The following is a 14,678-nucleotide window of genomic DNA, read 5'->3' as shown; positions in this document are numbered from 1 at the left end:
AGTTCTCCTGAAGTGAAAAGTCGTTGTGCGAGCTGGGCTTAGGCCTGAATGCCGAATGGGAGGGTGAAGCGGACATCGCCTTCCACCATGTCACGCATATCGGAAAGGCCGTTGCGGAACTGCAGGGTGCGCTCCACCCCGATGCCAAAGGCAAAGCCGCTGTATTCCTCTGGGTCAATTCCCGCCGCGCGCAGGACGTTGGGATTCACCATGCCGCAGCCGCCCCACTCAATCCAGCCGGCGCCGCCCTTCTTGTTGGCAAACCACACATCCACCTCAGCAGATGGCTCGGTGAAGGGGAAATAATTGGCGCGCATGCGGGTCTTCGCTTCGGGACCGAACAGGGTCTTGGCCAGGTGATCCAGGGTGCCGCGCAGGTGGGCCATGGTGAGGCCCTTATCCACCGCGAGGCCTTCAACTTGGTGGAACACTGGGGTGTGGGTGGCATCGAGCTCGTCGGTGCGGAACACTCGGCCTGGGCACACCACGTAGATAGGGACGTCACGCGAGAGCATGGTGCGCATCTGCACTGGTGAGGTGTGCGTACGCAGCACCTGCAGCGAGCCTTCATCGGACACGTGGAAGGTGTCCTGCAGTGTGCGGGCCGGATGGTCCGGGATGAAATTCAGGGAGTCGAAGTTGAAGTACTCTGCCTCCACCTCGGGACCGTCGGCCACCTCGTAGCCCATGGCCACAAAGATGTCCGCGATGGTCTCACTCAAGGTGGTGATTGGGTGCAGCGCACCAACTTGGCCACGGGTGGTGGGAACAGTCACGTCAACGCGCTCAGCCACCAGCACCTCAGCGTTGCGCTTCTCCTCCAGCGCGGCCTTGGCTTCAGCGTACGCCTTTTCGACGCGCCCACGCGCCACATTCACCAGGCGGCCAGCGTCCTTGCGCTGGTCTTTCGGAAGGGAACCCAAAGCTTTGCGGGCGGATGGGATCGGTGCATCATCACCGAGGTGATCCCGCCGGGCGGTGGCCAACTGCTCAAGGTCATGTGCTGCCGCAAATGCTGCTTCAGCGGTTTGGGCCGCGGTTTGCAAAGCTTCTTCAGTGAGCTGATCAACAAGCTGATCAGTGATCTGATGTTCAGACACCTTGGGGTTCCACCTTCATTTCCTTGAGTTTGCCCTGGTCAATTTAGCGTGAGTGTGAGCGGCGTGAGCCTTTGGAAGCGGCGTGAACGCCTTGAGTTTCACCGTTTCGCTGATGCTCTGCAGCTTGCCGGCAGGTCCACTTAGGGTTGCCGGCAGGTTCACGCTTCAACCTGCACATCATACCCGCATTACTGCCGAAAAAGCGCCTTGGCAGATTCATAGAGGCAGATCGATGCCGCGGTAGCCAGATTCAACGATTCCGCGCGCCCCCGAATCGGAATACTCACCCGATGGTCTGCTGCTTCCAGCAGCTCTGGCGGTAGGCCGCGGGCCTCGTTTCCAAACAACCAGGCGGTTGGTTTCTCCAATAGCTCTCCGGCCTCATCGAGGTTCACTTCTCCTCCCGCGGTGGTGGCCAAAATCTGGAGGCCCTTTGCACGGAGATTGCCCAGCACGTCCTGTGTGTTGCTCACCCTGGCTACTGGGAGATGGAAGATGGATCCCGCCGAGGAACGCACCGCCTTCGAGGATTGGGGGTCCACGGTGTTGCCGGCAAACACCACGGCATCCGCACCTACGGCATCACTAACGCGAATGAGGGTGCCGGCATTTCCGGGGTCATTGGTTTCCACGGGAACGCTCACCAACTTTGGGGAACCCGCGAGTGCCTTGCCGATGGTCCACAAAACCGGCGTGCAGGTGGCAAAAATTCCGGTGCTTTGTACGGTGTCACTCAGGTGCTTTGCGGCTTGCTCCGTAATTGGGTGGACATACACCCCCATGTGGCCAGCCGCAGTGAGAATGTCCCGGAAACGAGCTGCCGCCGCCTCCGTGACATAGACATCAGTTGCCGCCCCGGTTGCCACCGCGGCTTCGACAGAATTCTCGCCCTCAATAATCAACGCACCAGCTTTCTTCCGGGCTTGGGCGCGGTGCAGTTTCGCGGCGTTCACCACCCGGGGGGTGCGTTCTGTAAACGGCGTTGTAAAGTCCAGGTCCACCTTCATAAGGGATAAGGCTAGCAGGGTGGGTGTGCGCTGTTCGCTAAGCGTGTGCCGCCAAGAGGATCGGCGCTTCCAAACCTTTCCGACGCCCCCCGCCGGGCCTCACGTCCGTCTCCACAACCCCAACCCTCACTTCACATGCAGAAAACGGCGCCTCCCCTACTTCGGGGAAGCACCGTTTCGTGCACATTCAGCAGCCCGCCTGCGGGGCTGCCTCGCTAGCCACGCTTGCCTGATCCTAGGATTAGGCAGCCTTTGGAGCGTTGACGTCCTCTGGCAGGGCAGCCTTGGCTGCCTCGCAGATAGCGGAGAATGCTGCGAAGTCGTTCACGGCGAGCTCGGCGAGGATCTTGCGGTCAACCTCGATGCCAGCGAGCTTGAGGCCCTGGATCAGGCGGTTGTAGGTGATGTCGTTCATGCGAGCTGCGGCGTTGATGCGGGTGATCCACAACTTGCGGAACTCAGACTTGCGGGCGCGGCGATCGCGGTATGCGTAGGTCTGGGAGTGCAGCCACTGCTCCTTGGCCTTGCGGTACAGGCGGGAACGCTGACCGCGGTAGCCCTTGGCTGCCTTCAGGATTTCGCGACGCTTCTTCTTAGCGTTCAGTGCGCGCTTGACTCGTGCCACTTTGAAACTTCCTTATCGATATTTTGAGAAAAAGGGGGAAAGAGAATGGTGTGCCGTATTCGGCGGCGTAGGCGGCCGTTTGGGCGGAAGGGTTAAGCCTTGCCCAACAGGCGCTTGATGCGCTTGACGTCAGCCTTGTCTACATCCTCAGTGCCCTTAAGGCGACGGGTACGAGTGGAAGGCTTGCCTTCAAGGAGGTGGCGTCGGTTTGCCTGCTCACGACGGAGCTTGCCGGAACCAGTGACCTTGATGCGCTTCGCGGTGCCCTTGTGGGTCTTCTGCTTCATGGATGTTCGTCCTTTGAGTTTGTGAAAGTGTTTACTTCTTGCCCTTGCGCACCGGCCCGAAGACCATGGTCATATTGCGACCATCTTGCTTCGGCTTGGCCTCGACGATGCCGTAGTCTGCAACGTCGTCTGCGAGGCGCTCCAGGAGGCGGAAACCAAGTTCGGGGCGGGATTGCTCGCGGCCGCGGAACATGATGGTGACCTTCACCTTGGAACCCTTTTCAAGGAACCGGATCACATTGTTCTTCTTCGTCTCGTAATCGTGATCATCGATCTTGGGACGGAACTTCTGCTCCTTGACCACAGTCTGCTGCTGGTTCTTACGAGCCTCGCGTGCCTTCTGCGCCTGCTCGTACTTGAACTTTCCGTAGTCCATGATCTTGGCCACAGGTGGCTTCGCGTTAGGCGCCACCTCAACGAGATCGAGGTCTGCGTCGTAAGCGAGCTTACGGGCATCTTCAATCCGGACAATGCCGACCTGTTCGCCGTTAGGGCCAACGAGACGGACCTCGGGAACACGGATTCGCTCATTAATGCGAGCTTCAGTGCTGATGGGAACTCCTCAAGTAGCAAAATGTTTCAATGCGATCTACCGAGCAAGCCAAAGCTGCAGTGTTCCCCGATTCCCCAACCAAAGTTCAACGCCCATGAAAAAATTCCCGCTTGGCCGTGCCGAGCGGGAGATCATGAACACAATAAAGCACTTCTCATGCTGTACCGTTTGAACCCTGAGCCAACCGGATTGCTCTGGCGGCGTGGGGTGGGATGATCTCCACTTGCAACCTAAGCCATGCTTAGGCGGTAGCTTAGCAACACTAACACACCCCAGGCCCGCACCGCAAAACAACACGCCCGCGTCTACCGCGACCTCCCCGGCCGTAGGGAGCGTTTCCCTATACTTCCCTATACTTTGGACCATGAGCAGCGGCAAGAGCAATCCACCAAGCCTGCAGGAAATCAGCGCACGCCTCGAACGAGCCCTCGCCCAACTCGCGTTCACCCAACGCGAACTCGGTGAACTCCGCAGGGAACTACAGATACAGGAGATGCAGGAACAGGTAGTTTCCCAGGAGCGTTCCGACGTGCCCAGCGCCACACACAGCGAGGCGGCAGCGGCGCATCCAATTCCTACTCCCACCCCCCGCACGGGACGCTACACCCCGCCGTCGCCTGAGATCACACGTGCACGGGTCGCCGCTTCTTCCTCTTCCGGTCCGAAGTGGTGGGCCGATGACGCCAAGCTTGCCCGGCTCCTTGGGGCCTTTGGCGGCGTCGTGACTGTTCTTGGCCTCGGTTTCCTGGTGTCCCTGGGTGTGGAGCGGGGCTTTGTGACCACCGGGATGCTGGTGGCGCTCGCGCTGCTGCTGAGCGCCGCGGTGTTTGGCAGTACTTTTTGGCTGCACGCGCGGAAGTTCCGCACGCCGGCGCTGGCGTCAACGTGGTGGACCGGACTCGTGGGTTTGCTGCTGAGTTTGCAAGCAGCGCACGCCATTGTGCACTGGATTGGTCAGGACACGCTTGCGTTACTGAGTTTGCTGCTCGGCGTGGTTGCTTTGGTGTTCGCACATCTGTGGCGCAACCGGGTATTGAGTATCGGTACTGCGATCATCAGCACGCTGCAGGGCATGTGGTTGTACGGAGCGCAGGCCACAGCCGATTTCACCGGCCGCGACCAGGCGGCTGAGGCCTGGTACCCGCTTGGCATTTTTGCTGCCCTGCTTCTTCTTCAAACGGTGCTGCGCTACCCGCAGGATTTGCCGGTGGATGGCGGCACGGCTGGCGGGGACCGCGATACCGCACCTCATGCCGGGAATTTCGCACTGGCGTCGGCACGCCCCACCAATGGCCCAGGGCAAGCACTGTTCGGTGCATATGTTTCAGCCACGCTACTGTTGGCAACAATCGGCTGGATCACCATGTTCGGTGACATCACCGCTTTCCGGGGCTGGACCTACTGCCTGTTTGTTGCTGTGCTGTTTGCCTGCTACACCACCGTGTGGCGGATGCCGAACGCCCACACCCAGGCCCATCCGCAGGGTACGGCCCAGGGATCGTCTGGTTCAGGACCGGGCGCAGCATCCGGAATTCCGGCAGTGGCTCGCCTCGCACTGCTTGCACCCCCGCGCTCCGGCACAAAGATTTGGGCCCTGCTTTTGGTGCCATTTGTAGCGCTCTACCCGGTGTTCAGCAATGGCCCTGGGCTAGCGGTGTTCCTCGGGGTACTGCTGATTGCCGGTTGGGTTGCCGCCAACGGACACCCGCTGTTGTGGGTGTTGGCCATCCTACCGTTGGTTCGCGCGCTGGAGTTCTTGCCAACGTGGCTGGATTGGCTGCGGCCCATCGCTTTGCCGTTGGCGCTTGCCTGCGTAACCTACACCTTCCTGCAACCCAAGTACCTCAAGCACGCCGCATGGGTGCTGGTGGCCTGGTGCTTTGCGGTGGTTGTGGTGATGGATCGCTTCCTCCAGGCAGTGGTGGGTTGGAGCATCGATCCCCTACGCAATCCATTTGCACTGCTCGCCGGCCTGAGTTTCCTGGTGATCATCGCGGCGATCGTCTCCCGTATGCCAGTGATCCGCCAACTCAGCGACATTTGGAAGATCAGCCTTGGGCTGTTGGCTCTGAGCGCTACGGCATTCGCAGTGGTGGGCATCATCACCCCGCTGGGCGCGATGGTGCTCGACGGCGGCATCAGCGGCCCGATTGCAAGCAGGGGCTCCACATGGACGGCGTTCTACGCGGCGCACGCGCTGACGTCGGTGGGCTGGATCGGCGTGGCAACCTGGGCGTTGGCCAAGCGCCGCGCGTCACTGGCGGTTGGCACCTTCTTGGCGGTCGCAGGCACCGTCAAGCTGGTGTTCTTTGACCTCGCCGCCATTTCCGGCGTCCCACGCACCGTGGCATTCCTCGTGTGTGGCGTGCTGCTGCTGGTCACGGCGATTCAACGTTCGCGTGACGACGCCCTGAGACGCCCTACTTCCCCAAGCGACACTGAGGTGAAGCCTGAGGCGGCGGCTACACCTGAAGCAGAGGCTTAAGGAATTGCCCGGTGTAGGAACCGGCAACCTTGGCCACTTCTTCAGGAGTGCCTTGGGCAACCACAGTTCCGCCGCCAGCGCCACCTTCTGGCCCCATGTCCACGATCCAGTCTGCTGCCTTGATTACGTCGAGGTTGTGCTCGATCACAATCACAGAATTGCCCTTGTCCACGAGGCTTTGGATTACCAACATAAGTTTGCGGATGTCTTCAAAGTGCAGACCGGTTGTTGGCTCATCCAGGATGTAAACGGTGCGCCCGTTGGAGCGTTTTTGCAGCTCGGAGGCGAGCTTCACGCGTTGCGCCTCACCACCGGAAAGCGTGGTGGCGGACTGCCCCAGGCGCACGTACCCAAGGCCCACTTCCGTGAGGGTGTTCAGGTAGCGGTGGATTGAGGTGATTGGTTCAAAGAACTCCGCAGCTTCAGCGATGGGCATGTCCAGCACCTCCGCGATGTTCTTCCCCTTGTAGCGCACTTCCAAGGTTTCGCGGTTGTAGCGCTGCCCGTGGCACACCTCGCAGGGAACGTATACGTCCGGCAGGAAGTTCATCTCAATCTTCAAGGTGCCGTCACCCTGGCACGCTTCGCAGCGCCCACCCTTCACGTTGAAGGAGAAGCGCCCCGGCTTGTACCCGCGGACTTTGGCCTCTTGAGTTTCCGCGAACAATGTGCGGACCTTGTCAAACACACCAGTGTAGGTGGCGGGGTTGGAGCGTGGGGTGCGCCCAATTGGCGACTGATCCACCTGCACCAACTTGTCCAGGTGCTCCACGCCTTCCACTCGCACGGCTCGGCCAGGCACCTGGCGAGCCCGGTTGAGCTTGTTCGCGAGAGTCTTAGCCAAGATTTGGTTCACCACGGTGGACTTGCCCGAACCGGAAACGCCAGTCACGCAGGTGAGCACGCCGAGGGGAAGTTCTACGTCGATGCCGCGCAGGTTGTTTTCTTTGGCACCAACCACCTTGAGCATGCGCTCGGGATCTACTTCGCGGCGCTGTTCAGGAACCCCCAATACCCGCTTTCCGGAAATGTAGGCACCGGTAATGGAATCCTCGCAGCTTCCAATGCCTTCCGGAGCACCTTGGTAGACCACCTCGCCACCATATTCGCCGGCCTTGGGGCCGATGTCCACCAGCCAGTCTGCAGCCTTGATGGTGTCCTCATCATGCTCCACCACAATCAGGGTGTTACCAATATCGCGGAGGCGCTCCAGCGTTTGGATGAGCCGCTGGTTGTCGCGCTGGTGCAGGCCAATGGAAGGCTCATCCAACACGTAGAGCACGCCTGCCAAACCGGAACCGATTTGCGTTGCCAGGCGGATGCGCTGCGCCTCACCGCCAGAGAGCGTGCCGGCGGCGCGGCTCAAGCTGAGGTAGTTCAGGCCAACGTCCAAAAGGAAGCGCAGGCGCGCTTGAATTTCCTTGAGGACCGCGCCGGCGATCATTTCTTCACGCGCGCCCAGCTTGAGGTCGTCCAGGAATTCAGAGGCGCCTTCCACGGAAAGTGCCGCCAGGTCCGCGATGGACTTTTCACCGTGGTTCTCAGACGCCAGCCGAACACTCAAGATCTCCGGACGCAGGCGAGCGCCTGAGCAGGCCTTACACGGCACTTCGCGCATGTACTCCAGGAGGCGATCTTTCTGTGCTTCGGAATCTGTATTCTCCAGGCGCCGTTCCAACGACGGCAGCGCGCCTTCGAACGCAGAGTTGTAGGTCCGTGTGCGGCCAAAGCGGTTCTTGTAGCGCACGGTCACGTTGTCTTTGGAACCGTGGAGAACCTGCTTCTGCTGTTGTTTGCTGAGCTCGCTGAATGGGGTGTTCGGGTCTACCCCCAACACCGCAGCAAAGGCGGTGAGAAGTTTGTTGTAGTAGCCCTCACCAGCACCAACCTGCCAGGGTTGGATTGCTTTGATCAGCGGGGCGTCTTTATCCGGGATCACCAGGTCCACATCAACTTCAAGGCGGGTACCCAAGCCATCACATACGGGGCACGCACCATAGGGAGAGTTGAAAGAGAAGGATCGAGGTTCCAGCTCATCCACACCAATGGGGTGGCCGTTGGGGCACGCCATCTTCTCACTGAAGCGGCGCACACGTTCGGCCCCTTCTAAGTCCACGAATTCCAGCGCAACCACGCCATCGGCAAGCTTGAGGGCGGTTTCCACTGAATCCGTGAGACGCTGGCTTTGGGATGCCTTCACCTGGAGGCGGTCCACCACAACGTCGATGTCATGCTTGATTTGCTTTTCTAGCGTGGGTGGGCTGGAAAGCTGGTACACCTCGCCGTCAACGCGCACGCGGGAGAAGCCTTGCGCCGCGAGGTCTTGGAAGAGGTCCACGAACTCGCCCTTCCGGGTGCGCACCACCGGCGCGAGGACCTGAAATTTCAGCCCTTCTTCCATTTCCAGGACCTGGTCCACAATTTGCTGCGGGGTCTGCCGGGAGATCACGGCGTCACATTCCGGGCAGTGCGCGGTACCGGCGCGCGCGTAGAGCAAACGAAGGTAGTCATACACCTCCGTGATGGTGCCGACGGTGGAACGTGGGTTGCGGTTGGTGGATTTTTGATCAATGGATACCGCCGGGGAAAGCCCCTCAATGAAATCCACGTCTGGCTTGTCCATTTGCCCCAGGAACTGGCGGGCATATGCGCTGAGGGATTCCACGTAGCGGCGTTGGCCTTCGGCAAAGATCGTGTCAAAGGCCAGCGAAGACTTTCCTGAGCCGGAAAGGCCCGTAAACACCACGAGCGAATCACGAGGCAGGTCAATATCTACACCCTTGAGGTTGTGCTCGCGTGCGCCACGGACAATGAGACGGTCAGCCACGTAGTTTCTTCCCTTTACTTTTTGCTTTGTTCTTCCCGGGGCGGGCTCTCCGAAAACGCTATTGCGTCCACGGACACTCCGCCCACACACCCCCGCTATCATACACTTGTTCGAAGTGACGGCACCAAGCCATGCACATTCGCCGTTTTCGGGCGCGTGTCCCGCCCACTGACTACCCTGAATGCCATGACCGACGAACAGCACAACAACCTGCCAACGCTTCACCTCGATCAGATCTCCGTTGGGGACATGGATAATAACTGCTACCTGCTCTACACCAAAGCGGAGGGTACAGACAGTACAGACAGCACACACCCAGAACACACCGGCCAGGCCCTTTTGGTAGACGCCGCGGACAACGCACACGCTATCCTGCAGCTCGCCGAGCAGCACGGCGTCAAGATCACCGCTGTGCTCACCACACACCGCCACCACGATCATGTCCGCGCCCTCAAAGACGTGCTTGCGGCAACCGGCGCCACTCACTACGCACCTTTCTTGGACGCCCCTGCTCTGCCCGCAGAAGTGGATGTAGAGCTGCATGAGGGCAACACCATTCCGTTTGCCGGCAGGGAGCTAAAGGTCCACATTTTGCGCGGACACACCCCAGGTGGCGCGGCGTTGGTGGCAGAGCTCGAGGGCGTGCCGCACATCTTCATCGGCGATAGCCTTTTCCCCGGCGGCCTTGGGAAAACCACTAGCGAAAGCGAATTTGAGCGGCTCTTCCATGACGTCAAGCAGCAAATCTTTGACCAATACCCAGACAACACCGTGATTCACCCCGGCCACGGCGCCTCCACAACCTTGGGCAAGGAGCGCCCCGAGCTCGAAGACTGGTGGGAGCGCCGCTGGTAGCAACAAGGGGCCTCGCAAGGGTTCCGACGCCCCCAAGACCACACATCCCGAGGCCCGAAAGGGACACGGGGTGGCGCGCCGGAGGGGAAAGAAACGACACGCAACCCCGATTCCCACACAGCCCAGCACCAGTGTGCATAAAATCTACTACACCCTACAAACCCCCTGTTCACAACAACCAAAGGGCAACCCAGTGGCACAGGCAGCCCACCCAAGCTCGCTGCAAACTCTGTACCATTGAAAGGGTAATTGCGCGCGTGGCGTGCAAATGAAACGCAGATACTACGCAATGCCCTTGTGCCCTTGAGGGTTTGCTACCAAAGGAGAATGAAGAGAATGATTCGCAAGATCGCTCGCCCGGCACTTGCCTCCGTCTACATCGCGGATGGCGCAGACACCATCATCAACACTGACGCACACGTTGATGGCACCAAGGCTGTGCTGCGCCAGATCCGCACCGTACTGCCCCGCAAGTACGCAAAGCAACTCCCGCAGGATGCGGAGCTGGTTACCCGCGCACTTGGTGGCGTGAAAGTTGGCGCCGGTTCCATGCTCGCCCTGGGTAAGGCGCCTCGCCTTTCCGCTGGCACCTTGGCCGTACTGGCGGTTCCCACCATCCTGGCCCGCCACGCGTTCTGGGAGACCCAGGTAAAGGAAGAAAAGATTGCCCGCCGCCAGGGTTTCCTCACCAGCATCGCACTGCTCGGTGGCCTGGCCATTACCAGCTTGGACACCGAGGGCAAGCCCGGCTTGAAGTGGCGCGCAAACCACGCTGCGAAGCGTGCCAACAAACAGATTCAGCAGGCACTGCCCACCAAGAGCGAGACCGAGAAGTTCGTTGATTCCGCCCAGGAGAATGCCTCCGTTTTGGCCGCTTCCGCCAAGGGTTGGTTCGGCGATGCCTCGGAGAAGGTTTCCGAGTACGCCGCCAAGGCGCAGGATTACGTTGAAGACAACAAGGATGACTGGTTGGACTTCGCCGGCACCCAGGCTGAGCAAGCCAAGAAGGGTTTTGCTAAGGCTGCCGACCGTGCCTCCGGCTTCTTCGAGGACGCCCAGAATGACGCCTCCTCCTGGTTGCAGCAGGCACAGAAGGATTCCAAGGTTGCCCGCAAGAAGGTAGTGAAGCAGGCTTCCGTTGCGCAGCAGCGCGCGGTGGATGCGCTGGCCCAGGCTGAGAAGTCCACCGGTGCAGCCGCAAAGAAGGCCTCCAAGCAGGCCAACAAGCTGCAAAAGCAGGCTGACAAGAAGCTCGCCCAGGCACAAAAGCGAGTGAAGAAGGCCTTCTAAGCCTCACTATTTCTGCCTCACAGCGCCCCATCCCCGCCAGCAAAACCTGCGGGAGGTGGGGCGCTTGTGCGCGTCGTAACGCCTGATTTTGCGCTACACTGGCACTTCTTTTTGCAGAGTTCTTTGCCTGATTCTCTTTGAGGTGGATGCACTATTTCTTCTTCAGATCACTCCCCGATCGCCGCCGAGCAAGCCTACGTTGACATGCTGTTTCATCGGCTGGACTCCGAGGTTGCAGCGGCGCAGGAGCGTCTGCGGCAGGTGATGTTGCGTGTGGACCCAGCGAACCCCGATGCCGAAGCGCTGGTGGAACGCGAGACGGAGTATCACGGGCTGCACGAAAAAATTGACAGGCTCAACCTTGCCCAGCTCGGGCTCGTGTTCGGGCGCATCGACGTGCAATCTGATTCCCCTGACCTCATCGATAATCCTGTGCCGGGGCGCAGCAACGTGGATCGCCGCTACATCGGCAGGATGGGGTTGCTCGCAACGGAAGACGATTACCGCTCGCTCCTCCTTGACTGGCGCGCTCCCCTAGCCAGGCCTTTTTACCTGGCCACCACCGCGCACCCGGAGGGCGTGGAGACGCGGCGCCACATCCGCACCCGCGGCAAAACAGTCACCGCCGTTGATGAGGAGATTCTGCAGGGCTCGGAGGGCGAGGGCCCCCAACAGGCCGATCCCACTTCAACTTCCGGCATTTCCGACGCAGCCGCCAACGTTGCAGGTGAGCAGGCGCTCCTGCGGGCAATCGGCGCGGCGCGCACAAGGCACATGGCGTCCATCGTGCAGACGATTCAGCGTGAGCAGGACGAGATCATTCGCGACGAACACCGCGGCGTCATGGTGGTTGAAGGCGGCCCCGGCACCGGCAAAACCGCGGTAGCGCTGCACCGAGTGGCGTACCTGCTCTACACCTGGCGAGAGATGCTCGCCAAAACCGGTGTGCTCATTGTGGGTCCGAACCGCAGGTTTTTGGAGTATATTTCGCGTGTGCTCCCCGAGCTCGGTGAGACCGGCGTGGTTCTGGCCACCGTGGGTGAACTCTACCCAGGGGTGAAGCCCACGCCACTCGCCCAATCCGCACTATCTGCAGATGGATCGGGCGCAGGTGCGAAGGAAAGCCTTCTCGCCCGCGAGGTGAAGGGCTCCGAGGAAATGGTGACGCTGCTCGACCGCCTGGTGAAGCACCACCAACGCCTCCCCGACTCGGCATCCGGGCGACCAGAAGTACTGCTGGTAGACAACATCGATATTGAGGTCACCGAAGCGATGGTGAAAAAGGCGCGAACTCGCGCACGGCGCACCCGCAGACCCCACAATGAGGCGCAGCCAGCCTTCGCGGAGGCGCTTACCGACGAACTCGCCCAGGCGATGGCCGCAAAAATCGGCAGCGACCCCCTTGGCGGCAAGAACCTGCTTTCCGCAGGTGACGTGGCACAGCTCCATGATGACCTCGCCGAAGAGCCCGCCGTCGCTGAACTCGTCGAGCGCTACTGGCCAAAGCTGGAGCCCACCACGGTGCTCGGCGAACTGTTGGGAAGCAAGGCACTCATTGCTGAGATCGCCTTTGATTACGACGAGGAAACTCAAGCCGCCCTGTGGCGCGCCAACCCTTTTGAATGGGCGGAAAGCGACGCCGCCTTGCTGGATGAACTAGCTACCAAAATCGGCATACTCACTCCGGAGGACGCCGCCGCCCAGGCAGAGGCCAAGTGGCGCGAGCAGCTCCAAGACGCCGAGGACGCCCTGGAAATCCTCCGCGGTTCCGCGAACACGGACTTGGATGATGAAACCGACGCGGAAATCCTCTCCGCCCACGATGTGTTGGACGCCGAAGCGCTCGCCGGCCGCCAGGAAGTCCGGGAGATCGCAACCACCGCCCAGCGCGCTGCGGCCGACCACCAGTGGGCCTACGGCCACGTGATCGTGGATGAGGCCCAGGAGCTCACCCCTATGGAGTGGCGCATGATTATGCGGCGCTCGCCCTCCCGTTGGATGACCCTGGTTGGTGACACCTCCCAAACCAGCTCCCCCGCCGGCGTGGACTCCTGGGAGGAAACGCTCGCACCCTACGTTGCCAACCGCTTCCGTAAACACGCACTCACCGTGAACTACCGCACCCCAGCGGAAATCATGGACCTGGCCAACCAGGTCCTTAAGGTGTACGCACCCAACGCACCACACGCCACAGCGCTACGCAGCGAACCCGATTCGGTGCGGATGTTTTCCCACGCCGACTCCCACGCCGACTCCCACGGTGACGCGCTTGCAGCAGCAAACACCCTGGCTGCCCAAGACCCTGGGCGATTGTGCGCAGTGATCGCCGCGGAAAGCGCTGTCTCCGAGCTGCGTGACCGCGCCCAACAGGCAGCGCATGACGGGGCTCCGGCGGTGGAGGTGTATGCAGTTTCTGAGGTCAAGGGCCTGGAATTTGACCACGTAGTGCTCCACGAGCCCGCGCAGATCGTGAGTGAATCACCCCAAGGGTGGCAAGACCTCTACGTAGCACTCACCCGAGCCACCCAAACGTTAACCGTGTGCGGTCAAATGCCCGTGCTGGATTAACCGCCCATTAGCCGGTTGGAGCCGCGAGCTTTTCGAGCAAGAAGCGCTCCACCTCAGCCGCGACCCGCAGTGGGGCTTCCTGCATGACGTAGTGCCCGGCGTCGGGAAGCTCCAGGATCGTGCAGTCTGGGTAGGTGCTTCCGTAGGTCTTGGACACGGCCTCGGCGGTGATGGCGCGGTCATGCGCGCCGACGATCACAAGCGCGGGGATGTCTACGGTGCCAAGTTCCTCCAAGAAGTTGGCACGAACCCAAGACTGAAAATAGCCGTCCACGGCTTCCCCGCGGGAATGCTCCGCTGAACTGTGCATCATCTGGTCCAGCCAGGTGCCGCTCAGACGGTTCCCTGTGAGCATATCCATGATCGCGCGCCTGGTCTGCGGCTGTTCACCTGCAGTGGAGTAGAACGCAAAGGCCTGTTCAGGCATGGTGGAGCCGAGCGCCCCTACAGGATTGAGCCCAACTATGGCTGCCACCTGCGGAAGAGAGGCATGCTCCTCTTCTCCCCCGCCCTGGCGCAGCTTCAGAAGCGTGTGCTGCATATACACCCCGCCCATCGTGTGGCCAAGCAGGACCAACGGTGTAGCCTCGGTGAGCACACCCTCGGTTTGGAGTTGGGCGATGAGCGCAAGGGTGTCGTCGCTGACCTCATCCAGGCTGTAGTTTCCTGGGACGTCAATGCGTGCGCCGTATCCACGGTAGTCAGGGAAAATCCAAGTGAAGTTCTCCTGGTCCAGCACCTCCTGCCAAAAGCCCCAATCGGCACCATGGCCAAACCAACCGCTTAACGCAACCACCACGCGTGGGCCGCTGCCCACCCGCAGGTAGGGCTGCTGAGCTTCTGCTTGAGCGATGTTGTGTTGCTGCGCCATGATAAGACTCTCCTCGTTTATACCGGTGTCCTTATTGGGGTTCTCACCGCAGTGAGCACTGCGTGGTTGCTTGCCGCAAGGCTAGTTGGAGTGTGGCCTGGAACACAAGGGTGCATTTGTAGGCAAAAGCATGCGAATTCCCTTAAAGAAATCCCACCTGAAGTGCAAAGATGCTCCCTCAAGTTGCGCAGGCTGGCGCCCCTTTACCCT

At 60.6% G+C, this 14,678-nt stretch carries 11 protein-coding genes; 4 read left to right on the top strand and 7 right to left on the bottom strand.

What is annotated here, in order from left to right; genetic code table 11:
• Positions 1-38 precede the first annotated feature (38 nt).
• From pheS to infC, 5 genes are all read right to left on the bottom strand, one after another.
• Positions 39-1,085, bottom strand: a complete 1,047-nt coding sequence (gene pheS / locus NQ018_RS06785; protein WP_373566910.1) for a phenylalanine--tRNA ligase subunit alpha — start codon at positions 1,083-1,085, stop codon at positions 39-41.
• 203 nt (positions 1,086-1,288) lie between these two features.
• Entirely contained in the window at positions 1,289-2,101 is an 813-nt protein-coding gene (locus NQ018_RS06780) for a TrmH family RNA methyltransferase (protein ID WP_257059868.1), read from the bottom strand.
• A 247-nt stretch (positions 2,102-2,348) separates the two neighbouring features.
• Complete coding sequence (gene rplT / locus NQ018_RS06775) at positions 2,349-2,732, bottom strand: 50S ribosomal protein L20 (RefSeq protein WP_257038317.1); 384 nt, start codon at positions 2,730-2,732, stop codon at positions 2,349-2,351.
• Positions 2,733-2,824: 92 nt separating this feature from the next.
• Positions 2,825-3,019: a 50S ribosomal protein L35 gene (gene rpmI / locus NQ018_RS06770; protein WP_257038316.1), complete on the bottom strand. Its 195-nt coding sequence runs from the start codon at positions 3,017-3,019 to the stop codon at positions 2,825-2,827.
• Between the two features lie 31 nt (positions 3,020-3,050).
• Positions 3,051-3,572, bottom strand: a complete 522-nt coding sequence (infC, locus tag NQ018_RS06765) for a translation initiation factor IF-3 (protein ID WP_257038337.1) — start codon at positions 3,570-3,572, stop codon at positions 3,051-3,053.
• Positions 3,573-3,936: 364 nt separating this feature from the next.
• Here infC and NQ018_RS06760 point away from each other — a divergent pair, with 364 nt between their 5' ends.
• Positions 3,937-6,057: a DUF2339 domain-containing protein gene (locus NQ018_RS06760; protein ID WP_257059829.1), complete on the top strand. Its 2,121-nt coding sequence runs from the start codon at positions 3,937-3,939 to the stop codon at positions 6,055-6,057.
• Here the strand turns inward: NQ018_RS06760 and uvrA are convergent.
• Positions 6,035-8,884, bottom strand: a complete 2,850-nt coding sequence (gene uvrA, locus NQ018_RS06755; protein ID WP_257059827.1) for an excinuclease ABC subunit UvrA — start codon at positions 8,882-8,884, stop codon at positions 6,035-6,037. The genes NQ018_RS06760 and uvrA overlap by 23 nt on opposite strands.
• A gap of 186 nt (positions 8,885-9,070) precedes the next feature.
• Between uvrA and NQ018_RS06750 the strand changes: the two genes are divergently transcribed.
• The 3 genes from NQ018_RS06750 (at position 9,071) to NQ018_RS06740 (ending at position 13,597) form a co-directional block, all read left to right on the top strand.
• Positions 9,071-9,739 carry an MBL fold metallo-hydrolase gene (locus tag NQ018_RS06750; RefSeq protein WP_257059826.1) on the top strand — a complete coding sequence of 223 codons (669 nt, stop codon included), beginning with the start codon at positions 9,071-9,073 and terminating at the stop codon, positions 9,737-9,739.
• 336 nt (positions 9,740-10,075) lie between these two features.
• Entirely contained in the window at positions 10,076-11,029 is a 954-nt protein-coding gene (locus tag NQ018_RS06745; RefSeq protein ID WP_257038312.1) for a DoxX family protein, read from the top strand.
• Between the two features lie 153 nt (positions 11,030-11,182).
• On the top strand, positions 11,183-13,597 hold the full coding sequence (locus NQ018_RS06740) for a HelD family protein (RefSeq protein ID WP_507134257.1): 2,415 nt from the start codon (positions 11,183-11,185) through the stop codon (positions 13,595-13,597).
• A gap of 7 nt (positions 13,598-13,604) precedes the next feature.
• Here NQ018_RS06740 and NQ018_RS06735 read toward each other — a convergent pair whose 3' ends face one another.
• On the bottom strand, positions 13,605-14,468 hold the full coding sequence (locus NQ018_RS06735; protein ID WP_257059822.1) for an alpha/beta fold hydrolase: 864 nt from the start codon (positions 14,466-14,468) through the stop codon (positions 13,605-13,607).
• Positions 14,469-14,678: the final 210 nt, after the last annotated feature.

Origin of the sequence: Corynebacterium kozikiae, assembly GCF_024580965.1 — a bacterium.
Lineage (GTDB): Bacteria > Actinomycetota > Actinomycetes > Mycobacteriales > Mycobacteriaceae > Corynebacterium > Corynebacterium kozikiae.
This window is presented reverse-complemented; position numbering and strand designations above follow the sequence as displayed.